At 66.9% G+C, this 23,778-nt stretch carries 14 protein-coding genes and 1 pseudogene; 5 read left to right on the forward strand and 10 right to left on the reverse strand.

Annotated elements, in window-relative coordinates:
• Nucleotides 1-389: 389 nt before the first annotated feature.
• From ACIPK4_RS29660 to ACIPK4_RS29670, 3 genes are read left to right on the forward strand one after another with little or no spacing between them, the layout of a single operon-like run.
• Nucleotides 390-2,135, forward strand: coding sequence for an N-6 DNA methylase (locus ACIPK4_RS29660; RefSeq protein WP_402318126.1), 1,746 nt, complete (start codon nt 390-392; stop codon nt 2,133-2,135).
• Nucleotides 2,132-3,394, forward strand: coding sequence for a restriction endonuclease subunit S (locus ACIPK4_RS29665; RefSeq protein ID WP_402318129.1), 1,263 nt, complete (start codon nt 2,132-2,134; stop codon nt 3,392-3,394). Before ACIPK4_RS29660 ends, ACIPK4_RS29665 begins: the two co-directional genes overlap by 4 nt.
• On the forward strand, nt 3,394-6,540 hold the full coding sequence (locus tag ACIPK4_RS29670) for a type I restriction endonuclease subunit R (RefSeq protein WP_402318132.1): 3,147 nt from the start codon (nt 3,394-3,396) through the stop codon (nt 6,538-6,540). The genes ACIPK4_RS29665 and ACIPK4_RS29670 overlap by 1 nt, the downstream gene beginning before the upstream one ends.
• Before the next feature lie 1,063 nt (nt 6,541-7,603).
• Here ACIPK4_RS29670 and ACIPK4_RS29675 read toward each other — a convergent pair.
• Nucleotides 7,604-10,498, reverse strand: coding sequence for an N-6 DNA methylase (locus ACIPK4_RS29675; RefSeq protein WP_402318135.1), 2,895 nt, complete (start codon nt 10,496-10,498; stop codon nt 7,604-7,606).
• A 160-nt stretch (nt 10,499-10,658) separates the two neighbouring features.
• On the opposite strand from ACIPK4_RS29675, the gene ACIPK4_RS29680 reads away from it, so the two are divergent.
• Entirely contained in the window at nt 10,659-10,781 is a 123-nt protein-coding gene (locus tag ACIPK4_RS29680) for a hypothetical protein (RefSeq protein ID WP_402318137.1), read from the forward strand.
• Nucleotides 10,778-12,064: a hypothetical protein gene (locus tag ACIPK4_RS29685; RefSeq protein ID WP_402318140.1), complete on the forward strand. Its 1,287-nt coding sequence runs from the start codon at nt 10,778-10,780 to the stop codon at nt 12,062-12,064. The genes ACIPK4_RS29680 and ACIPK4_RS29685 overlap by 4 nt, the downstream gene beginning before the upstream one ends.
• Before the next feature lie 290 nt (nt 12,065-12,354).
• Here ACIPK4_RS29685 and ACIPK4_RS29690 read toward each other — a convergent pair.
• The 9 genes and pseudogenes from ACIPK4_RS29690 to ACIPK4_RS29730 all read right to left on the reverse strand — a co-directional run.
• Nucleotides 12,355-12,496: pseudogene (locus ACIPK4_RS29690) on the reverse strand (SpoIIE family protein phosphatase); the annotation flags it as partial.
• Between the two features lie 140 nt (nt 12,497-12,636).
• Nucleotides 12,637-13,092, reverse strand: a complete 456-nt coding sequence (locus tag ACIPK4_RS29695; RefSeq protein ID WP_402318143.1) for a hypothetical protein — start codon at nt 13,090-13,092, stop codon at nt 12,637-12,639.
• Nucleotides 13,093-13,115: 23 nt separating this feature from the next.
• Nucleotides 13,116-15,551: a hypothetical protein gene (locus ACIPK4_RS29700; protein ID WP_402318146.1), complete on the reverse strand. Its 2,436-nt coding sequence runs from the start codon at nt 15,549-15,551 to the stop codon at nt 13,116-13,118.
• Nucleotides 15,548-15,997, reverse strand: coding sequence for a DUF6507 family protein (locus tag ACIPK4_RS29705; RefSeq protein WP_402318149.1), 450 nt, complete (start codon nt 15,995-15,997; stop codon nt 15,548-15,550). The genes ACIPK4_RS29700 and ACIPK4_RS29705 overlap by 4 nt, the downstream gene beginning before the upstream one ends.
• A 40-nt stretch (nt 15,998-16,037) precedes the next feature.
• On the reverse strand, nt 16,038-16,349 hold the full coding sequence (locus tag ACIPK4_RS29710) for a pore-forming ESAT-6 family protein (RefSeq protein WP_363180610.1): 312 nt from the start codon (nt 16,347-16,349) through the stop codon (nt 16,038-16,040).
• 57 nt (nt 16,350-16,406) lie between these two features.
• A complete protein-coding gene (locus ACIPK4_RS29715; protein ID WP_402318152.1) occupies nt 16,407-16,739 on the reverse strand; it encodes a hypothetical protein in 333 nt (110 codons plus the stop codon).
• A 111-nt stretch (nt 16,740-16,850) separates the two neighbouring features.
• Entirely contained in the window at nt 16,851-18,269 is a 1,419-nt protein-coding gene (locus ACIPK4_RS29720; protein ID WP_402318155.1) for a DUF6177 family protein, read from the reverse strand.
• A 27-nt stretch (nt 18,270-18,296) separates the two neighbouring features.
• The gene (gene eccCa / locus ACIPK4_RS29725; protein ID WP_402318158.1) at nt 18,297-22,271 is read right to left on the reverse strand and encodes a type VII secretion protein EccCa; all 3,975 of its coding nucleotides are present in this window, start codon (nt 22,269-22,271) and stop codon (nt 18,297-18,299) included.
• 2 nt (nt 22,272-22,273) lie between these two features.
• Nucleotides 22,274-23,749: a hypothetical protein gene (locus tag ACIPK4_RS29730; RefSeq protein WP_402318161.1), complete on the reverse strand. Its 1,476-nt coding sequence runs from the start codon at nt 23,747-23,749 to the stop codon at nt 22,274-22,276.
• Nucleotides 23,750-23,778 lie beyond the last annotated feature (29 nt).

The raw sequence follows: 23,778 nt of genomic DNA on the forward strand, positions 1-23,778 counted from the left end.
GCTCATTTGACGCTCGTTCTGATGGGGAGTCAGTTGGCACTTCCTGCGGTGACGGTGGGCCGGAGTCCTCCTGCGGGAGGTGAGGGAACGAACGACCCGCAGCTCCTATCCGGACATCGTCCAGTGCACGCTCAGGAGCAGTTGCTTGCCCAGAGGTGCTTCGGTGCGGTGCCGGCGCATCTTCATCTCGCCGTAGTGGAAGTCCGCCGAGCCTGGTTCGTTTTGCGATCTTTCAATGCTTAGGGAAGTTCCGCTCCGGCAGCACGCCCAGGCTCCGGGGCCGATCGGCAAGAGCACGTCGAGGAGGTCCCATAGCTGAACCATGGGACGGTGGCCGCTGCCTCTGGCAGAGTGATCGGCACTGCTAGACGATTCTCGTGAGGAACCTTGTGAGCACGCTCGGTAGCTTCATCTGGTCAATCGCTGACCAGCTTCGGGGCCCCTACCGCCCCAACCAGTACGGGACGGTGATTCTCCCGTTCACGATCTTGAGACGGCTCGACTGCATCCTCGAGCCGGACCGGGCGGCGGTACGGGAGCTGGCTGCGAGGCACGAGAACCCGAACCGGCTCAAGGTCGAGGTCAAGAAGGTCACGGGCCGAACGTTCTACAACACCTCCAACTACGAGTTCGCGAACCTGCTGACCGACGCGGACGGGCTGGCGGACAACCTCGCCGACTACATCGACCGGTTCTCCGCCGACGTGGACGTGTTCGAGTACTTCGACTTCAAGAAGGAGATCCTGGCCCTGGAGAAGGCCGGGCTCCTGCGCGAGATCGTTAAGTCCTTCGGCAAGGTCGACCTCCACCCTGATGTGGTGTCGAACTCCGACATGGGCGACGCCTTCGAATACATCATCCGCAAGTTCAACGAGGCAGCGAACGAGACGTCCGGCGACCACTACACGCCACGCGACGCGATCCGACTGCTGGTCGACTTGCTCTTCGCGGAGAAGGATGTGGACCTCACCGAAGGCGGCATCATCCGATCGCTGTACGACCCCACCGCCGGCACCGGCGGCATGCTCTCCCTGGCAGAGGAGCACCTGCTCGCAGGGAACCCCGACGCGAAGCTGGGCCTGTACGGCCAGGAGTACAACCCGCAGTCGTACGCCATCTGCAAGTCCGACCTGCTCGCCAAGGGCCACGACGCGACCAACATCGCCTTCGGCAACACGCTCACCGACGACGCCTTCAAGGGCCGCCAGTTCGACTACTGCATGTCCAATCCGCCCTACGGCGTGGACTGGAAGCAGTACGCCAAGGCGGTCAAGGAGGAGCGAGACTCCGCCGGCCCCTACGGCCGCTTCGCACCGGGCCTCCCCGCGACTTCCGACGGGCAGATGCTCTTCCTGCTTCACCTAGCCCACAAGATGCGCGCACCCGAGGACGGCGGCGGCCGCGTCGGCATCGTCATGAACGGCTCTCCGCTCTTCAACGGCGGAGCTGAATCCGGCCCTTCCAACATCCGCCGGTGGCTGCTGGAGAACGACCTGGTCGAGGCGATCGTGGCCCTTCCGACCAACATGTTCTTCAACACCGGCATCGCCACCTACATCTGGATTCTGGATAACACCAAGCACGCCGACCGCCAGGGCAAGGTGCAGTTGATCGACGGCACGTCGTTCTGGACCAAGATGCGCAAGAACCTCGGTGCCAAGGGACGCGAGATCAGCGACGCCGACCGCGCCGAGGTCCTGCGGCTGTACGACGACTTCGAGGACGCCGATCCCGAGCTCTCCAAGGTGCTGCGCAACGACGAGTTCGGCTACTGGACGGTCACCGTCGAGCGCCCCCTGCTGGACGAGGGCGGAAACCCTGTCGTCAACCGCAAGGGCGAACCGAAGCCCGATTCGAAGAAGCGCGACACGGAGAACGTGCCCTTCACCTACGGCGGCTCGACCGCCGGCGCGGCGGCGGAGCGCGAAGTCATCCAGGCGTACTTCGATGCGGAGGTGAAGCCGCACGTTCCCGACGCCTGGATCGACTGGGCCAAGACCAAGACAGGTTACGAGATCCCCTTCACGCGGCACTTCTACAAGTACGTTCCGCCTCGTCCGCTCGCGGAGATCGACGCCGACCTGGAGAAGCAGGTTGCCAAGATCCTCGATCTGCTGCGGGAGGTTGAGGGATGACACAAGCCCAGTTTGATCTTGAGCAGGCGTGGGCCGGCAACGTCCCATCCCGCTGGCGCTGGAGCAGAAACAAGGAACTTCTGGCAGAGTCGCTGTCTGTCTCACCCGAAGGTACAGAGGAACTCCTCAGCGTGTCGCATCTGACCGGGATCACCCCGAGGTCAGAGAAGACCGTGACGATGACTGCAGCGGAGAGCCTCGAGGGCTACCGCCTCGTGGAGGCGGGCGATCTCGTCATTAATACGATGTGGGCGTGGATGGGGGCGCTCGGCGTCTCGAAGCAGGCTGGCATTGTGAGCCCTGCGTACGGTGTGTACAGGCCGCGTCCGAACGCAGCCTTCTGTCCTGGGTTTTACGATTACCTCTACCGATCGACGCCGTACGTGATGGAGATGACTCGCCTCTCCCGCGGCATCTGGTCGTCGCGCCTTCGGATCTACCCTGACGTCTTCCTCAGCATGGCGATCCCAGTGCCGCCGCTGGAAGAACAGCGCGCCATCGCCGACTACCTCGACCGTGAAACGGCTCGCCTTGACACCCTCATCGAGGAACAGCAGCGTTTGATCGAGATGCTCCGTGAGCGTCGACAGGACCTTATCCGAGACGCGGTCCTCGGTGCGATCAATCCGTTCTCGCCCCCGCCGGATGTCGCTTTCACCGCCATCGGATATCACTTCTCGGTAACGCTGGGGAAGATGCTGGACGGAAGTAAAGAGACCCGCGCCGGGGATCTGATGCTCCCGTACATCAGGGCCGGGAACATCCAAGATTCCGGGCTGCGGCTTAGCGATGTCAAGCAAATGCCCTACTCGGCCACCGAGGCAGTAAGTCTCAACCTGCTCAAGGGTGACTTGCTCGTTGTCGAGGGCGGCGCAGTCGGGACGAATGTGGTTGTCGATCGCGAGATGCCCGGATGGTCCTTCCAGAAGACCGTCAACCGACTCCGGCCCCTGAATAACTGGTCATCTTCCTGGCTGGGTTACGTGCTGCGGACCTATCGAGACGTGGGAGTGATCGACATCGTGTGCAACAAATCGACCATTCCGCATCTAACGGCTGAGAAGTTGCGAGCGATGCGTATTCCCGTGGTGCAGCCTCAGGAGCAACGGCGTGTAGCCGCCATGCTGGACCAAGAGTCCACGAAGATCGACAGACTCATCGCCGAGTCAGATCGTTTCATTGAGCTCTCTAGAGAGCGACGGTCAGCGTTGATCACGGCGGCAGTGACGGGACAGATCGACGTACACGAGGTGGCGTGATGGCCGACCACAACGAGGCGATCTTCGAGAAGGAGATCTGCGAGTACCTCGAGACCCGCGGCTGGCTGTACTCGGTGAATGACCACGACGGAGGCGAGTACGACCGCGAGCGAGCGCTGTTCCCGGTGGATCTGTTCGCGTGGCTGGAGGCGACGCAGAAGACGGCGTACGAGAAGGCGCTGAAGGCGGCGGGGTCGCAGGCGAAGTTCCTTGACGTGCTGACCGCAGCGTTGGACAAGCCCCTGGAACATGGCGGCGGGACACTGAACATCCTGCGCAACGGGGTCCAGTACATCGGTGGCGGCCGGTTGAAGATGGCGCAGTTCCGCCCCGAAACCACTCTCAACGCGACCACCGTGTCGCATTACGAGGCGATGCGGGTGCGGGTGGTGCGGCAGGTGCACTTCTCGACTGCCGATCAGCGCGCCATCGATCTGGTGTTCTTCGTCAATGGGCTCCCGGTGGCCACGGTGGAGCTGAAGACCGACTTCACCCAGTCGCTGGACGAGGCGATCAACCAGTACAAGCATGACCGCAAACCGCTGACGAACGGGCGCCCGGAGCCGCTGCTGTCGTTCGGTCACCGGGCGCTGGTGCACTTCGCGGTCTCCAACGGCCTAGCGGCCATGACGACGAAGCTGGAGGGGGAGAAGACTCACTTCCTTCCGTTCAACATCGGCTTCGACAGTGGTGCCGGCAACCCGCCTGGCGCGGACGGGGGGTCGGCGACGACGTACCTATGGGAACGCGTCTGGGAGAAGCACGCTTGGCTGAATATCATCGGGCGGCTGATGATCGTGCAGATCAAGGAGGAGTGGGACGTCACCTCCGGCACCTCGGTGCGGCGTACGAGCATGCTCTTCCCGCGCTTCCACCAGTGGGAGGCCGTCACGAGCATCGTCGCCGCAGTGAAGGAGGAGGGTGTCGGGCACCGGTACTTGATCGAGCACTCGGCCGGGTCAGGAAAGACGAACACCATCGCCTGGACCGCCCATGGGCTGGCCCGACTGCATGATGCCGACGACAAGAAGGTCTTCGACTCCGTCATCGTGGTCGTGGACCGTACCGTGCTCGACTCCCAGCTGCAGGATGCGATTCGGCAGATCGACGGGAACAAGAAGATCGTCGCGACGATCAGCCCCGAGGACGTCCGTAAGGCCGGCGCGAAGTCTAAGTCGGGTCTGCTGGCGCATGCGTTGAAGAGCGGCGAGCTCATCATCGCGGTGACAGTGCAGACCTTCCCGCACGCGCTGGAAGAGATCCGGACCGACGCCAGCCTGAAGGGCAAGCGATTCGCCGTGATCGCTGATGAGGCGCACTCCTCTCAGTCGGGGCAGATCTCCTCGAAGCTGAAGCAGGTACTGACGGCCGAGGAGCTCAAGGAGATCGAGGAGGGCGGGGATGTCGATGTGGAGTCGGTGCTGGCCTCGGAGATGACCGAGCGGGCCGAATCGGAGAACATCTCGTACTTCGCGTTCACCGCGACGCCGAAGAACAAGACCCTCGAGCTGTTCGGCCGTAAGGGCCCCGACGGTAAGCCGCGCGAGTTCCACCTGTACTCGATGAAGCAGGCGATCGAGGAGGGCTACATCCTCGACGTCCTCAAGGGCTACCAGCACTACGACACCGCGTTGAAGATCGCCGGCAGGGCCGAGAGCGGTGACGGAGGGGAGGTAGAGGAGGGCGCCGCCCGCAAGGGCCTGATGCGGTGGGTGCAACTCCACCCGACGAACATCAGCCAGAAGGTGCGGATCATCGTCGAGCACTTCCACTCCAACGTCGCCTACCTCCTCGAAGGCAAGGCGAAGGCGATGGTGGTGACCGACTCGCGCAAGTCCGCGGTGAAGTACAAGCGGGCCATCGACGCTTACATCGCCAGGCGCAGCGCCGAGGACGCATCGTACAACTACCGCACCCTGATCGCTTTCTCTGCCGGGGTGACGATGGCCGAGGACGAGACCTGGCACAGCGACTGGGGCCCGCAGCCGTCGAAGGATGACGAGTTCACCGAGGCCAACATGAACCCCGGTGCCGGGGCTGATCTGGCGGCCGCGTTCAAGGGTGATACGTACAAGATCATGCTGGTCGCCAACAAGTTCCAGACCGGCTTCGACCAGCCCTTACTCTCGGCGATGTACGTCGACAAGAAGCTGTCGGGGGTCGCCGCGGTGCAGACGCTCTCGCGGCTCAACCGCACCCACCGCACCGCGGGTGGGGAGCAGAAGCGTAAGACGTTCGTCATCGATTTCGCCAACAAGCCCGAGGACATCAAGGCGGCCTTCGAGCCGTACTTCAAGAACGCCACCCTGGAGACCGAGACCGACCCGTACGTCGTCGTCCACCTGGCGAACAAGCTCGCCCAGGCCGGAATCTACACCGAGGACGACGTCCGCAAGGTCGCCGAACTGTGGGTGACGCGGAAGGGCAACAACGCCCTCTCGGCGGCGATCAGCCCGGCGCAGCACGACTTCCGGCGCCGCTACGCGCGGGCGATCGAGGAAGAGGACAAGGTCACGCTCCAGGCGCTCGACCTGTTCCGCAAGGACGTCTCCACCTACGTACGCCTCTATGACTTCATGTCCCAGATCGTCGACTACGGCGACCCCTACATGGAGATGCTCTCGATCTTCCTGCGCCTGCTGGAGAAGGTCATCGCCGAGTCCGCTTGGGCGGCCGACGTCGACCTCTCCGACGTGGTGCTGGTCGGGGTCAAGCACAACAAGGCGATCCCGGTCGACATCTCGCTCGTGGGTGACGGGCAGCTGAAGGGCATCAGCGCCGCCGGCACGGGAACGAAGAAGGACCCGAAGTACGTCGCCCTCCAGGTCGTCATAGACAAGATGAACGACCTCTTCGGCGCCGAGTCGTTCGCCGAGTACCAGATCAGGGAGTTCGTGCAGGGCCTCGTCCAGCGGTTGCTCGCCGACCCGAACCTGGTAAAGCAGACCAAGGTGAACTCAAAGAAGCAGTTCGTGGAGTCGCAGGACTTCCAGGCAGCCGTTACGGAGGCGGTTGCAGACAACCAGGACGCCCACAACACGATGGCTGACTACTTCTTCACCGACGGACCGGCTATCAACGCGATCATCGTCGCACTCGCGGATGCCTTCTACGAAGCAGCGGTCGATCAGCAGGTGGATTCTTAGATGCGGCAGCACGCATATCCCGCATGTCCCGCCCCAGCAGACCACACCTCTGCGGGAGTGAGGCCAAGGAACCATGGCCCTGCTGCCCGAGCCCGGACCTAGTAGGTCGCGCCCACCTGCGCCGAGCGCTGAGCTGGACCGGCCGTATACGGCACGGCAGCAGAGCCCCGATACGGCAGCACGGCCCGGACTGCGCCTCGCGGTCCGGGCCCTGCCCCGTGCGGTGCTGCCCGTGCAACCTGCTGCAGTTGCCGGTCCTCGTGCTACTCGCGGCGGGATGTCGACGAAGCGCGAAGGGATCAGGCCTACTGTGCCAGTGGCCACCGAATCCTCCGCGACCTCGGTTCGTACCTGTTCTGACTCTTGCGGCGGTGCGGACACGGACTCATCCCGAGGGGCACCTTGGGATACCAGTTCGGAGATGTGCTGGGCGAGGGTGTTGGCGTTCATTGGGCATGCCTCGACGATCATGGGCCACCACTGGCTCTCGCGCGTGGCGTAGGGGTTGCCTGCCTTGGAGATGAGGGGCCGCGCGCGGGTGATGACGATGCCATGGCGTGCCCTGGAGACCATGACGAGGACGACCCGGAGCTCTTCTGCCAGTTGCTCGGCGGTGTCGGCCCGACCATCTGGGATGTGCCAGTCCTCGAAGCCGGGCACGAATACCCAGTCGAACTGCGCTGTCCTTTTCCTGTGTGGGCGTTGAGCAAGTGGACGCCCGGCTCGATTGCCGAGCCTTCCTCCACGATGCGGAGTTGGGCTGCCGCCGCGGCGAGAGATCCCACCTGGATGGCCAGGCGTTCGGACTCTGATAGGGCGTTCGTCGCCTGTTCCATGGTGTCGACATCGCTCGGGTCGATGCCTCCAAGCACCGCGCTTCGCAGCCTCGCCATATCGGCTTGGCGCGGCAGCTGGGCAACCGTGGCCACCAGCCGCTGAACCATGGTGTTGTCCTCGATCGCGAGGTCCCAGCGCTGGCACCGGAGGTGGACTGCGTTCGAGAACATCGCATCCACGTACTTGCGGCGCCACCCAGAGCTGTGGACAGTCAATTTCACCTTGTTCATGCTTGTGTCCATGGCTGCAGCGAGGCGTATACGGTGTCGCTTTCCAGCTCATGTCCCCGGTCAAGGCTTTTCAGCAGGGCCGTGGAGGCGGTGAGCCGGTCCGGGTAATAGAGTTCGGGGGACAGGCAGGTGGGACAGTCCTCGAGCAGGCAGAAGGGTGAGAGCTGTACCGGCTCGTCCTGCGGCGTCAGCATGTAGAGGCCGCCATCGACCAAGGGGACGTCGGTCTGGAAAGTGATGGGCTCGAAATCGGGGTGATCGCCCATGAGTACGAGGCCCGAGACTTCGAACTTTCCCACTTCAGGAAGCCAACGAAGCCTGTCCATGTGCACCCACCGGGCTCGCGCCAAGAATGTACACCAGGACAAACTGCTGAACATCAGTCGCTCCAGTTTTTCCAGGCTCCTGTCGAATTCCGCCCGCGTTCGCGGCCCCGCACCGTGCCTGATCTTGTTCCTCAGGGTCACAAGAGCGGAGAGATCCGCCATCAATCCCTTTTTCCCTTTCTTCTGGGTTGTGGCCTCAGTCAGCCCAGACGCGGGATCGCCGATTTCCTTGGCGTCTGCTCCTACGGCTCGAATGACCTCTACCCAGTGCCCCAGTGCCACACCCCCGCCTCCCACGCCCTGCTTCCACTGAACGATCGCGGGCAGATCCTGTCGCCCCCGGTTCGCGGCAATGGCATGGGCGACGATACCGAGGGAAAGGATGAGCGACTCCACGCACTGGAGGGCAGCCTCATGCTTCTCTGCGGGCGACGTGCTGTGCCGGAACTTCCGCACGGCCCGAGCAATTCCATAAGGATACGTCTCCTGGAAGATCCTGTATGGCTCGCTCTGCTTTCGGAGATTCTGGGCGATCAGCGAACTCAGTTCCGCCGCTTCGTCGAGTCTCGCGCGACGCTCGCTGCTCGACCCCTTCTCGAAGATACGCAGCCGGGCTTCGTGAAGCTGGTCCCGGATCTTTTCCGACTCGACCTGCCCCTCTGCGAGTCGTGCGATGGATGTACGAACTTCCTCGAAGTCTCCTTCACATATCGGGACACGAATATCGGCGAGGTCAGCGCGCCTGATGCGAGGTATGACACCGTAAAGCTTAATCTGCTGCTCTGCTTGAGGGCTCGAAAGATAGGTGGCGAGATATTCGGAAGGGACTGGATGTTCCAGGGGCCTAATGACGATCAGGCCCTGGCCGGGCTGCACGCCCTCAAAGTCCGCGGGGAGAATCGTCCAGTGCCGTACGTTCGCCAGGTCGCGACCGACTATGTCGCCTTCTCGTAGCCTCCACCGGGGCTCGCGCCGGTCCTTGCGCACCGGAAGGGTCTCGACGGGGCACAGATGGGAGGCCAGCAGGGATGGTTGCAGCACTCTTCTCCGCACGTCCGGGTCGCCCGAGGGCGCTGCTGGACCCGTCTCCCTTGCCGCGACCGAACCGCCGTAGATTTCGGCGAAGTCCCCCAGCCGCACACTTTCTCGAGCCAGCTCCTTCGTCTCATGGGCCTGCCTGTAGTAGTTCAGGGAAAGGTTGTAGCCACTCTTGGCGATCTCCTTCTTCGAAACTAGAAAGCTCTGTTCGTTTGGCCTACGGCCGCGTTCGCTCGTGTGGCGCAGCAGCCAGCGGCTCACTACGTTGGGAAGGTTGTTCTTGGCGTGCTCGGAGCGATCAAGCCTTTCGCTCGGGGTCGGGCCGAGCTTCTCCGGGGAGAGGAGCGGTGTGCGCCGGTCATCGAGACTCCGCCCGTCCGCCGTGACGTCGTAGAACCAGACGCTGTCCGTGCCCCTGCCGCTGTTCTTCGTCAGGAAGAGGATCGACGTGGACACACCTGCGTAGGGCCTGAACACACCGCTCGGAAGTTTCACCAAGGCATCGATTTGGTGATCCTCGACAAGGATTCTTCGCAGTTCTTTGTGGGCCTTGGTTGACCCGAAGAGAACACCGTCCGGGATGATGACCGCCGCCCGTCCGCCGGGTTTGAGCAGTTGCAGCACCAGGGCCACGAACAGCAACTCGGTCTTCTTCGTCTGGATGACTCGCTGGAGATCGTCAGCAGTGGCGTCGTAGTCGAGGCTGCCTGCGAAGGGTGGGTTGGTGAGGACCAGCGAGTACCGCCCGCTGTCCTCGACCGTGTTCTGCGCGAGCGAATCGCGATAGCGGATGTTTGGGCTCTGTACCCCGTGGAGCCACATGTTCATCGAGCCGATTCGCAGCATCGTGGTGTCGAAGTCGAAGCCGCGGAACGTGGTTTCGCCGGTCTGCTCGTGCCGGGCTGGTCCCTCTGGTGTCTCGGGCCGGTTCCGGTTGACGTACTCCGCTGCCGCGACGAGGAATCCGGCACCCCCGCATGCGGGGTCGCAGATGGCTTCTCCGGGCTGGGGAGCCGTCATTTCCACCATGAGCTGGACGATGTGCCGCGGTGTCCAGAATTGCCCACTGTGCCCCACTTTCGCGACTTTGCCCAGCATGTACTCGTACACGTCGCCGCTGATGCCCACAGCGTCGAGGGGTACGCCCTCAAGCGTGTCGACAACCTTAGCGAGCAATCCAGGTGTGGGGATGCTGAAGCGCGCGTCAGCGAAGTGCCCGAGGAACTCCGGGTTGTCGTTGCCGTAGGTGCGGAGCAAGGGGAAAATCTCGTCGCGGACCGTGGCGAACATGTGTTGCGGCGCCTCGTCCAACAGGCGTGACCAGCGTAGCCGTTCGTTCAGCAGCGGCGTACTCACGGAGTCGACCGGTGCGCTGGCGGAAGCGGCGTCCCGTCGCCGGACGTCGAGCATCCGTATGAACAGCAGGTACGTGATCTGTTCCAGGATCTCCAGCGGATTCGACAAACCGCCCGACCAGAAAGCGTCCCACAACCGGTCGATCTTGCTCTGGAGTTCACGTGAAAGCACGGTGCAGAGGCTATCCGAGTATGCCGTCCGACGGCGGCGGGACGCCGTTCGCCGCCGCTTCGCAGGGGTCCGCGATACCCTGCGTTCCGGCTGTTGCGCCGTAGCTGTGCGGCGGGACCGGCGTCAGCTGGGGACGACCGAGGGACATACGAGGAGAATCGTGGAGCACGGCGATGCGCGAGCGCGCTGCGAGGAGCGGACGGCCCAGTGCGACGAGGGCGGGATGGTGACCCGTCCTGTCTTCATCGTCCAGGACGCCGGCGCTGCCGAGCACCGCCGATGACCGCCGCCGTTCCGCCGCTCGACGACGTCACAGGAGCGCGCCAGGAGCTGACCGTCGTGCTGCCTGTACGGCTGTTGCGCGTCCCCGAGTGGTCCGAAGGGCCCTTCCCCTTCGAAATGGGCAACCGCCGCACCGACGCCCGGATCCGGTCGACGTACTTCACTCCCGCTTCCGCCCGTGCGCTGTACGGGGCGCCGGGAAGACCCTGCCGCTGGCACCTGCCGCTCGACGTCAAGCACGACGGCATGCGTCTGCTCGGAATGGAACTGCTCCGCGCGGCCACGGCCCGCAAGCCCCAACACGCGCTCGCCGTGCTGCACTTCACGGTGGAAAGGCCCCTGCTGCCCGTGGTGCGGGCCCTGGCCGGGCGGCTGCCGCGTGAAGCCGACGCACCGCTTTCCGGACCGTTCGACCCGGCCCGGTTGCTCGACGGGGTCGCCGGCCTTCGCGCGGCCGACGCGCCGTCCTTCGACGCCCGGCCCTACACCATCGCCTTCTTGAGCCCTGCGGGGCAGCACACCCCGGCCCTTCGCGCCAGCCTCGAAGGTGAACTGCCCGCCACCGCGGACCGTTGGCTGTGGCAGTTGGCGTCACGCTCCACTCCGGAGGACTTCCCCCTGCCGCCGGAGACCGCTGGTGAGCAGCTCAAGGACACCGTCAGGATCTCGGCGGACTGGAGCGCCTTGGTACTGCGTCAAGGGACCGCTTTCCTCGGCCACCGGACAGACACAGGGGAGGGTGACTTCTTCACCTACGGTGCGCTGCACTTCCGTACCGTCTATCTCGACGCTCTGCTCCTAGGGGCTTTGCAACGCGATCACGTCGACGAGCTCACCGACGAGCTCTCCGAGATATTCGTCTCACCCCGGCCGGCACGTCGCCTCTCGGCATTGGAGAGGAGCATCGCGGTCTTCCGCAGCACCTACTGGCGGCAGCACCTCACCGCGCACGGCACGGCGAACGATCTGCTGCTCGCCTTCCAGAACCAGCACCGGCTGCCCGTAAGATTCAACGAGATCCTCGCCGAAGCAGCCGACTACAGCAGGCTCGTGCAGACGCAGGAGAGCCAGCAAATCAGCGGAGCGCTGGGCGTCCTGACCATTCTCGGCCTGCCTCTCGGTACGGCGCTCGGCATCCTGCAGGTCCTCGACGACCATTCCGTGGCACACCTGTACATCGCGCTCGCCCTCTCGATTGCCGTCACAGCGGCAGTACTCACCACCCGGTACGGGCGCCTGGTCCTGTCGTCACTACGTGGCGGGGAAGGCAAACCAAGGCCGTAGGGGGTCCCGTTGCATACAGTCGCCGGGCCTTCCGTGCGGGAGGGAAGTCGACGTGGATGGCGGGGCCTTGGAAGCGGGTCCAGGGGCCGTGGATCACGGCTGGATCATGGACGCCAAGGTGGGGCGGCTATCGTCAGGGCAGTGGCTGTTCGGTCCAGATGATCTCGCCCTCGGAGGTGTAGCGGGTCCTCAGCGTGCGGTGAGCTGGGCGACGAGGAGAACGGCCCTGAAGGACACCTGCGAGGCGGTCCTCGACGCCCTGCTGCCCACCCGCCCGAGCGACGACGTGGCCGGCCGGCGCAGGCCAGGACGGTACGGAGCTGGTCCAGGCCGGTGTCGATGTCCCTGTGCCGGTCCTCGACGTTGGCCGTCGCTGTAGAGGACCAGCTGGCTGCCCTCGGCCAGTTCCAGCTCGACCGTCTCGAAGGGCACCTGGCTCGAGGGCCATCCCAGGGTCAAGCACGTCTTCATCCCCGTCGGCGCGTGCTGGCTCAACCTCCAGGAAGCCTGGTGGCGCACCTTGCGCAAGGCCGCCCTGGGCGGCCAGTCCTACCCAAGGGCGGTAAAATACGTCATTCGCCGTCGTCGACCTGCGACGTCAAACGCAGGGTGAGTTCCGCACTGGCCAGCATCCGGGGAATCTCGATCGGGAGACTGGCGAATTCCTTCCTCACTACATCGGCAGGGTCGATTCGACGAGTGATGCCGTCCCGCCCCGTCGCAGCGATCACATAGCGGTATCCACGGGGCGCGCTGGGGTCGTGCGCAACATTCCACTGCGCTCCGTGCTTCTGAATCAGGTAATCGGCGACGTAGGACATCAGATCGCTGTGTAGCGTGATCCAGTCCGCCTGCTCGAATTCACTCAGTGGGGCACGTGAGACGTAGTCCTGGAGAGCGGGAATGAGGCTTATTGGGTCACGGGTGTAGATCTCAGGCGCGACCCCGAGCATGTCAGCGACGTCAACGATGTTCCGGCGCCCCTCTTCGATCCATCCCTGAAGATCCGGTTCACTTGCCTTGGTCACGCCTTAAGCCTTCCGTTGGCCTTCTACTTCTTGGGGGCGGGCCCGTACTCGACGAAGATAACGCGAGCCTGGGTGAGATAGTTCCTCAGGGCCTGCGACGGGGGTGCATGCAAGAAGACCCAGCGCGGATCAAATTTCGGATCCGCACGGCGCAGCGCAAGATCCTTGTTGATCTGTTGCTTGATTCCATCGCTGAGTGGCACTTCCCCCTTTACGGTGCGCGTAGAACCATCCTTGAGCGTAATCGTTCGCCACTCAAGGTAGTGCTTGACCTCGACGGCCAGTGTGCGGCCGTCCGACATGTGAACCGGGACGTCGACGTGGCGCCCACCCGGCGTCTCCACAGGGTGGTAGGCGTGGTCATTCTTCGGCACAGGATAGTGCTGCTCGGGTGCCCCGCCCATCATGTCGCGAAGGTAGTCCTCGGCGCCCTTGTATCGTGCCCGCCCATGGCGCATGGCCCGCATCTCGCGGAGAGTGCGTTCCGCTGTGCCGGGCATGAGCTCGCGACGCGGTTGTCCGTTGTCGTGGTGCGAGCCGGGGTCGTGATCGGCCGCATCTCGTTCGGCTGCCGGGTGGGCAGCGTCGTCCGCGCCGTGGGCCGCGTCGTCCAGGCTGCCTGCGTCCGGGGCTTCCGGGAGGTGGCTGCCGCCGGTGGACGGGGGCTTGTGGTGGCCGCCGCCTGTAGATGGGCCGCCGGTGTGGCCCGTGCCGCCATGGCCGTTGGTGTGGCTCGTCGTCGACGGGGTGTCCGAGTGGCCGCCGCCCGTGGGCGGGCCGTCGCTGTGGCCGCCGCGCGGGGTGTTGTTCAGGTGGCTGGTGGGCATGCTGTTGCCCGCGTGGCCGCCCGGGGTGGTGTCTGGGCGGCCACGCGGGGTGTGGTCGGCCGGGTGGAGCGGGTCGGAGATGTCCGAGCCGATCCGGGTCATGTCGTCGGCGCGGCCGCCTACGCCGGCCAGGACGCGGTCAGGGACCTTCGCCGTGGCCGGTGCGTCCGTCTTCGGGGCGTCGACCCGGGGGGTGTCCGCGCCCGCGTTCGGCTTGCCCGTCGGTGCGTCCTTGACATTCTGCTTGAGCGTGCCGTCGGCGTCGTAGATGTTGCCTTCGGGGTCCATGAACTGCGCCGCGCCGTTCTTGGGCAGCTTCACGGTGCCCGGCGGGAACGTCGTAGTGCCGTCGGGGAGTTTGATGTTGCCGTCCGGGAGCTTGACCGCTCCGTCGGGGACCGCGGTTCCGGACGGGAGGTGGATCGCGCCGTCCGGGAGCATCTTTGCGCCGTCCGGGAGGGCTATCGCGCCGTCCACGTTGATGTTCGGGGTCTCGAACTTGCCCATGTTCTTCAGGCCGGCCATCACGTCGCTGATTTTGGAGATGCTGGCGCCCGCACCCTTGAAGACGTACGTCATCGGGTCGACGATCTTGCCCGTCTTGCCGGCGACCGACAGCGCCTTGGCAACTGCGCCTGCCTTGCCCGCCCCGGACACCTCGGCGCCCGTGCCGCCCGTGCAGATGGTGGTGATCACGTTGAAGGTGACCGCGCCCGCAGCGCGGGAGGGGTTCGAGCCCCACTGGTCCCAGGCCAGAAGTGCCTTGCCGGTCTCCTTCATCGCCGTGCGCGATTCGCGCAGCCACGAGGGCAGCTTGTCGTCCGGTACGGCGAAGAAGAGCGGGCCCACACCCGGGATCGAGGTGATCGCCGTAGCGGTGGAGAGTTTGGCCAGCCCCGTCCACGAGGCCTTGAACGTGTCCCATCCGTCATAGCCGACCAGGCCGCCGAGTCCTGCGAGGGTGCCGCCTATGCCGTCGACGACGAAGCCCTTGCCGAAGTCCCAGGCGTGTTCCCATACCTGCCAGGCGGGAACGGATTCCTCCACCGCGTCGCCCCATGGCAGGGATTTGGACTGCTTGAGTGCTTCGGCGTCGTAGCCGTACATGCCGGCGGCGTGGGAGCCGTCGTCCTTGATGAGTGCGTGCCCGCCCACGAGAGCGACGATCTTGGCGTGAGCGGCCGTCTCCACATCCTGGAACTGGGCCCAGACCTCGGCGATCTTGTTGCGGCGTTCGAGGTTCTGGTCGGTCAGATCACCGTCTTCGTTCCACTTCTCGTCGCCTGCGACCTTGGAGCGAAACGATTCCGCTTCCTTCTTCAGGCTGTCCAGCCGCCTCGCCAAGGGCTCGGCGTCGCGGGCGTAGGTGCCCAGCGCGCCGGCAATGGTGCACATGTCCGTGCTGAGTTTCAGTCCCAGGTCTGCGACGGGCTTGGTCGTGGCGAACAGCTGGTCGGCCTCGGGGGCCTGGTAGAAGGCCTGCAGTCCGCCGAAGCTCGTGTGGACGTCACTCGTCTTCGTGGAGACGGCGGCCCCGCCCGACGAGATCGCCTTGATCTGTTTGCCCAGCTCCGCGAAGTCGCCGGTGAAGACGGGCACCTCGGCCGGGTCGACCGGCGCGTTGCTGTTCACTTCGCACCTCCCGGCTGTTCTCGCAGGGCCTGCAGGTTGACGGCCCTGGCCGCGTCCTGCGCCGCCTTGGCGTGCTCGAGGTCTCCTTCGAGGTACTCGTTCGTCGCCTTCGCCGCGCCCAGGATGCAGGCCTCGATCCGCTCGTACATCGACGTGAACTCCGGCTTGCGCTGTTCCAGGTACTGGCCCAGAGCGGCTGCCACGGGGCCCATGGCCTTCTTCGACGACAGGAAAGCCTGGCCGGGGGCCGGGGCCGCGCCGGGGGCCAAGGGGCCTTGCGGACTCATCCCCGACGTCGAGCCGGGCACCGCCGTCCCCGCCGCCTGAGCCGCCTGAGCCATCGCGGCGATCAGGGCGTCCAAGGCCTTCTGCAGCTCGCCGGCGTTACCCCCGACGGTCTTCAACTGCCCTTGCACGCCCTGAGGCTTGATATCCCACGCCGTCATCTACGTCCCCCCGGTACCCAACTGTTCGCTCATGGCTTGTTCAGCCGATGCCGTCCACTGCGGCCTTCGCGCGCGCCAGCGTCTGCCGGGCCGTGCCGTCGTTCTTGTCCAGCGTCGACCGAAGCAGCCGGATGATGTTCTTCACTTCTTCCGACGCGTTCTTCCAGCGCTGCTCCTTGGCGTGGTACTCGCCGTCCACGCCGTCCGCCTTGAAGTCCGCCATGGCGGCCTTCACCTGCCCATCACGCGCGGTGATGACCAACTCCAGCTGGTCGATCACCGCCTGGATGTTGCCCTGCGCCTCGGTCGACGCGCCGATGTCGTACGAACGACGGTCCTGGCCACCAGCCACCGCGATCACGCTCCCCGTGAGAAAAGGTAAGTTCTGAACCGGACTTGTTCCTCGGCGTCAGCGGCCGCGGAAACGGGCGGCGTCGAAGTTCGCAGACGACATCTGCTGCTTCGCGTTGTCGCCCTGTTCCTGGTCGCCCGACGAGAAGGCCTTCTCCATGCCCGACTGGCCGCCCAGGATGGCCGCCAGCGACGCGTTCAGTTCCTTCGTGATCCCGTCCGCACGCGTCTTGAACGAGTCGAACGCCACCTTGCCCTGGCCGTTGAACTTGCCCTCGAGCGGGTGCGCTGCATTGATCAGCTGCTGGATCAGCGTCCCCAGGTCCGTGCTCGAGTTCCGTGACTTGGACATCAGGCTCGTCAGAACCTGCGTCCCCATGTCGAACTTCATCCCACTCCCCCTCACACTCGAATGATCAAAAGTATGCCCATTCCTATCAACTTGCGTCACTGTGGCCGGGTATGGAGCGCAAGTTGTGACAAACACATGACAATCGGTAGGTCATGCGCCCTTCAGGTGCCGCATCAACCGCTCGAAGTCGGCCCATCCGGCCAGGTCCGAAGGATTCCCGGGCAGCGGGTAGTAGTACGCGGGTCGCGCCTTCGGCCCCAGCCTGACAGGTGGCTCGGACAGTGGCGTGCGCAGCGCACGGTCGTCCGGCATTTTCCGGACCTCCTCCGCGCCGAGCGCGAAGGCCAGCGGCACCCCAGGGCCTTCGAACCGCGGCGGCACCAGCAGGTCGCGGCGTGCTTTGCGGAGTTGTACGAGCATCGACTGGAGGTGGTGTCGGGTGACGAGTGCCTCGGCAGTCCGCTGCACGGCGTCCAACGGCACTTCCTCGTCCGCGCCGTAGCCGAACGCGAGCGTCACGGTCTCCTCGACGCCCGCCTTCGTACGGCTGATCCGAACGGTGGCGAGCCCGGGCCGGTCCGGGCTGCCGACCACCACGAACCAGGTCGGCTCGGGGGCGCGCGCGAACGCTACATCGGTCAACCGGCCCGGCGACCAGGGCAGATTGGCCGGTTCGGCGGTCCCCCAGCCCGCCGGGGCCTCGCCGGTCAGTTCGCGCCACACGGCCTCCAGGGCCCCACCGAGGACGAGGCGTTCGTCCGCGGGGTGGATCGTGCGGAAGGTGACGGCCAGCTGCCGTTCGCCCGTGCTCGTGACCTCCTGGTATGAGGCCGCCACCGGCGTGCGCGGGTCGTCCTCGGTCGCGTCGGCGGGGACCACGGTGGCGAACATGCCCTCCTGCCACCGCAGCACCGCGCCCGATATGCCGTCGTAGTAGCCGTCCCGCTCGTCCTGCACGACCCACCGCGACGGCCAGCCCGACATGTTCGCCAACACCGCCGGGGAGAGCTTCGTCCCGGGCGGGGTGACGATCTGCAGGCCGCGCTCGACCGCGGCGGCGGCCCGGAAGGCATCGGAGAGCCAGGCCGTCATCGCGACGACCGGACGGTCCATGATGACGACGGCGACACTGCCGGTCAGCACGTCGACGGCGGGCTGCGCCGCGGCAGGCGTGGCCGCGACGCTGACCCCGTCGGGCTGCACCACTCCCAGCGAGCGCGTGGCTTCCGGCGGCCATGCGGTCCCGCCCGACAGGGCCGCGAGACGGGCCGCGAAGGTCCCCGCGAGCCGTTCGGCCTCGGGGACGCCGGTGGTGGCGCGGGCCTCGGTCCACCAGAAAGGGACGCGCGGCGGCGTCGCGCCGAGGAGCCGTTCGGCCTCTCCCTCGACCTGCATCAGCAGCGGTGCCTCGACGGAGACCAGCGGTCGGCCGTGCTCGTCGCAGAGCTGTACGACCGCCCCCTCGCCCGTCGTGTCCACCAGCTTGTCGGGGCCCCCCGAGAGGAGGCCCGCGAGCACGGCCCAGGGGTCGGGCATCCGCTGGGTGAGGGCTATGACGTCCTTGGTCATGTGGTCGTACAGTCCTTCGCTGTGTCGTTACTCAGGGGTGTAGACGGTCTGGATCAGGCGGTTCGGCTGGCCCCTTCGGATGAACACGCCACGCCCGGCTGGCTGTTGGGAGGCGTACACGCCGGGGAACAGCTGGCCTTCGCTGCGGTCGCCCGCCATCAGCACGGCCGATGCCCCGGACTCCCGCAACCCCTGCACCAGGGGCTCGTACATGCCGCGTGAGGCACCGGCGACGCGTCGGGTCAGGACGAAGTGCAGTCCGATGTCGACCGCCGACGGGATGTACGGGACGAACGTGGCGAGCGGCGACTGCCCGGCGGTGGTGAGCACGTCGTAGTCGTCGACGAGGACCACGATCCGCGGCCCGCCTCCCCAGCTTCCGGGCTCCAGGTCCTCCAGGGAGGCGCTGTCGTCGGGCAGTCGCCGCTCCAGCTCGGTGGCGATGCCCGCGGCCAGTCCCGCGCACATTCTGGCGTTGTAGGCGTAGCCGCCGTTGAACGCCTCCGGGATCGCGCCGCGCAGGCAGCGCCGCGGGTCCATGATGGCGAAGACCAGCTCGTCCTCGTCGTACCGCTCGATGAGTCCGCCGGCGATCGTCTTCAGCAGGTTCGTCTTGCCGCACTCGCTGTCGCCCATGACCAGCAGATGCTGGTCATGTTCGAACAGGTCGAGCAGTACGGGCGCCAGCGCCGCCTGGTCCAGGCCGATCGGCACCCGCTTGGGCTCGGTGGCCGGCCCGGGCAGCAGGTGCGGCTCCAGGACGTGCGGCAGCACTCGGACCGGCTGGGCGGTCTCCCCGGTCCACGTAGCGCGCACCGTTCGGGCGGTGCGCTCCAGGACCGCGCCGAGCTCGGAGGTGTCGGCCAGCCCGTCCGTACGGGGCAGGGCGACCTGCGCGAACAGTTTGCCGTCGGTCAGGACACGCCCCGGCTCGTCGGCCGACAGGGTCTCGGCGAGCTTGCGGTCGATGCTGGACTCACCGGGGTCGTTGAGCCGCAGTTCCACCCGCGTGCCGAAGTTCGACTGGGTGGCGATGCGGACGTCGTTCCAGCGGAGCATGGCCGCGACGACGTGGATGCCGTAGCCGCTGCCGCGCTTGAGGATGTCGACGATGGCGTCGTCGAGTTCCTCGAAGTCGTCGCGGAGCGCGCCGAAGCCGTCGATGACGAGGACGATCTCGGCGGAGGCGAGCTGGGGCAGTCTGCCCGCCGCGTGCAGGGTGCGCAGCTGCTCGACGGAGTCGATGCCGTGGTCGCGGAAGAGCGCTTCGCGGGCGGCGAGCGTGTTCCGCACTTCTTCCACCGTGCGGGCTGCGCGCTCGCGGTCCGCACGGCCGGCGATTCCGCCGACGTGCGGCAGCCCGGCCAGGGCCTGGAGGCCGCCGCCGACCAGGTCGAGACCGTAGACGCCCACTTCCTGCGGGGTGTGGGTCAGCGCGAGCGAGAGAACGAGGGTGCGGAGCAGGGTCGTCTTGCCCGACTGTGGTCCGCCGATGACGGCGACGTGGCCGCCTGCCACGGTGAGATCGAGGTACCACTCGCCCTGCCACTGCTTCGTCGGGTCGTCGAGCAGGCCCAGCGGAACCATCAGCCGGCCGCGCCGCCTGGCCAGCTGCATTCCGCGCGGGCCGACGTCGAGCGGGCCGGCGACGGTGTCGAGTGGGATCGCATCGGGCAGCGGCGGCAGCCAGATCCGGCGAACCGGCGCCGCGGCGTGCGCCAGCTGCCCGACGATGACGCCCAGCTCTGTCGGCCCGGTCTCGCGGCGCCGTGCGGCCGTCTCCTGAGGGGTCTGACCGTCTGACTTGGACAGGGTGTTGAAGGCCTCGTACTCCAGGGCGAGCGGTCCGCTGATCTCGTCCTCGGCGCGCTGGACCGGGCCCCGATACGCGCCGGAGACGTAACTCGCCTTGAAGCGCTCGTAGTGGCTGGTGTCGACCTTGAGGTAGCCGAAGCCGGGCAGCGGCGGAAGGTGGAAGGCGTCCGTGGTGTCCAGGACGGTGCGGGACTCGTCGGCGGAGAAGGTGCGCAGGCCCAGCCGGTAGGAGAGGTAGGTGTCCAGGCCCTTCAGCTTGCCGCCCTCGATGCGCTGGCTGGACAGCAGCAGGTGCACGCCGATGGAGCGGCCGATTCGCCCGATCGACAGGAACAGGTCGATGAAGTCGGGCTTGGCGGTGAGGAGCTCGCCGAACTCATCGATGACGACGAACAGGTGGGGCAGCGGCTCCAGGTCGGGCCGCCGGTCGGCGCGCAGGGCCGCGTAGTCGCCGATGTCGGCGATGTTGCCGGCGTCCTTGAGGACCTGTTGGCGGCGCTTGACCTCGCCTGCGAGGGAGGCGTGGACGCGCTCGACGAGACCGGCCTGGTTCTCCAGGTTGGTGATGACTCCGGCGACGTGCGGCAGGTCCGCGAACGGAGCGAAGGTCGCACCGCCCTTGTAGTCGACGAGGACCAGCGAGAGGTCCTCCGGCGGGTGGGTCGCCACCAGAGCGAGCACGAGGGTGCGCAGCAGCTCGGACTTACCGGAACCGGTGGCGCCGACGCACAGGCCGTGCGGGCCCATGCCGAGCTCGGAGGACTCCTTCAGGTCGAGCAGGACCGGCTCGCGGGAGTCGCTGATGCCGATTGGGACGCGCAGGAAGGCACGTTCACCCCGTGGCGCCCACAGGCTCGCAAGGGCGAGGCGGGCCACGTCGTCGATGCCCAGCAGATCGGCGAAGTCGACGGGCCCGGACAGCGGGGCGTCGATGAGGGACTCGGCGGACAGCCGCAGCGGGGCGAGCATCCGGGCGAGGCCCTCGGCGAAGGGGATGCCGACCTCGTCGACCGTGCCGTGGGCGCTGATCGGGTCGGGCTCGCGCAGGTCCTCGATGAGCACCTGGTCGCTGTCGACGGTGATCCGTACGCCCACGTGGCCGGGCTCCTGGATGCGCTGTTCGAGAAGGTGCAGGACGGTGACGGCCATGTCGCGCAGGCCCACTGCCTCGTCGGGGCGGGGCAGTTCGACGGCGTCCTCGCCGTGCCCGTCGGCGACGACGAGCAGCCGGGACGTCATGGTCAGGGCGTCCTTGCCGGACAGCCCGCGGCGCACCTCGGCCGCGTAGGAGGCGCGGCGGCGCAGTTCGGGTCCGAGCCTGCGAGCGAGCTGGGCCGCGGAGGGGGCGATCCGGCGGGCGGCGACGGGCCCGTCGAGCTGCTCGGTGTCGAGCAGGTGCGGCATCCACTTGGCCCAGTCCCAGTCGGCGAGCCGGTCGCCGGGCACGGCCAGCGCGATGGCCACGTCGTCGGGGGCGTGGAGGGCGGCGGTCTGCACGAGCAGGGCGCGGGCGACGCGCAGGCAGTCCTCGCGGGGGCCGACGACGCTGATGTTGCCGACGCGGTCGAGCGGGACGGTCAGCGGGAGCTCGGTGCCGGTACGGAAGCGGGCGGTCAGCGCCGACGCCTCGTTGAGCATGAAGCGGTCCGGCGGGGTCAGTATGGAGGAGCCCTGCTGACCGATCTTCAGATCGCGTACGGGCATCTCGCCGGTGCCGACGCGCACCCGCAGGAAGTCGCCGTCGGCCCGACGCCGCTCCCACAGCCGGGCCGGGTCGCGCACGATGTCGTACAGGGCGTACGGCGGCGGGTTGAGCACACCGGCGCGCTCGCCCCGTTCCCGTTCCTCGGCGGCGAGTTCCTCGCGCAGATCCTCCAAGTAGGAGAGGTAGGCCTCGCGCTGGGTGCGGCGGGTGCGCTGGGCTTTGCCGCGCTGGGAGAAGACGAGCGTGAGGGAGCCGATGACGGTGACGACGAGGATGAGCGCGCCGAGGGCTGCGAACTGGCTGTTGCGGACCACGGTCATCATCACGACGGACGACATGACACCGGCCACGGGCAGCAGCGACATGGCGATGTTGCCCGCCTTCCCCTCGGGGAGGTTGGGCGGGGCCTCGATGGTCCGTGCTTCGGTGGCGGCCGGGGGCATGACCGTCCGGGCAGGACGGTGGATCAGTCGGGTACTCATCGTCAATGGCGCTTCTGGGAGAGCTGGAAGACGTCCGCGGCGAGCCGGGCGGCCGTCGTCCTCGTGGAGTGGGCGAGCAGGTCGGTGCGGATGACGCCGCCGCCTGCCAGGTGGCGGTCGTACGGGAGTACGTGCACGCTCGTGCCGGTGGACCGCAGGGCGGTGGCCGCCTCCTCGAGGTCGAGGCCCGGGTGGGGCGACTGCTCGGTGAGGACGACGACTGTGCCGGCGATCAGGTGCGGGGGCAGGCCCTGCATCCACTGGAGCACCGCATGGGTGCTGGCGACGCCGTCGAGGGTGGCGGGGGTGGCCAGGACGCGGGCCTGGGAGGCGGAGAGCGCGACGCGGGCGACTTCAGCGGGCAGAGTCTCGCAGTCGACGACAGTGACGCCGAAGTAGCGGCGCAACGCGACCATGGCCCGCTCGTAGGAGCGGGTGTCGAGCATGGCGCCGATCTGGCCCTGACTGCCGGGCAGCAGCCAGGCGTTGTCACGGAGCTGGACGAGGTAGCCGGTGACGTCGAGGAGCGACATCTGCGGCTTGACGATGTCGGCGACGTCGCCGGTGGTCCAGCGCAGCATCTTGGCACCGAGCCGGATCGGCAGCGAGCCGAGGGCCGGGTCGGCCTCTACGAAGAGGACGGGGTCCTGGCGGTAGTGGGCGTACGTGGTGCCGAGCAGGGCCGCGACGGTGGACTTGCCCGCGCCGCCACGGATGGAGGTGACGGCTATCTGGCGGCCGGTCGTGACGGGCTGCTGGAGCAGTTCCGCGGTGCGGGTGGCCTCGGCGACCTCGCGGGACGCGGATGAGGAAACGGTTCGCCAGAGCGTGCGGGCGGCACGGACCGTGAAGGGTTCGCCGCGGCGGAGGCCCTTGCGGGCGGCGGCGGCGACCTTGTGGTCCATCGCGGGATGGGAATCGGGGGTCCGGGTGGAGTGGGGCTCGAGGTGCGGGGTCTGGGGGTGCGGCTTCTGGGCCCGGGGATACGGGGCCTGGGGGGCCTGGTGCCCGGGGCCGGGCTGCCGGGCCGCCGCCTGCTGACCGGGGGACGGGTAGCCGTACGCCTCGGCGCCGGGGTCACCCTGGCCGGGAGCCTGCGTTTGCTGCCCGGGACCGGGATGCGGACCCCTCTGGCCAGGGGCATGGCCGTGCTGCACCGAGGACGGGTAGCCGTGACCACCGGCACCGGCACCGGTGCCAGCACCGGCATGGGCCTCGCCGACGCCGGGCTGCGGGTACCGCTGGGGCGGGCCGGAAACGGGGGCCTGCTGTCCCCCTGGGCCGGATTGCGGTGCGTACGGGTTCCCGGGGCCGGAGGCCCGGGCGGCGGTGTCCCGGCCGCCGGGCGCCGACGCGCCCCAGGCGGGGCCCTCCTCCTGGCCGGGCCCCTCGGCAGGCTGCGCCGGGGGGTGGGCGGTAGCCCTCAGGTCCCGCAGGACATCGCCCTGCCAGTTGTCCGCGCTCGGCGTCTCTGCCATTGCCCCTCTTCTTCCGACCTGCTGCCCCG

The sequence above is a fragment of the Streptomyces sp. NPDC086989 genome (assembly GCF_044745505.1).
Taxonomy (GTDB): Bacteria; Actinomycetota; Actinomycetes; order Streptomycetales; family Streptomycetaceae; genus Streptomyces.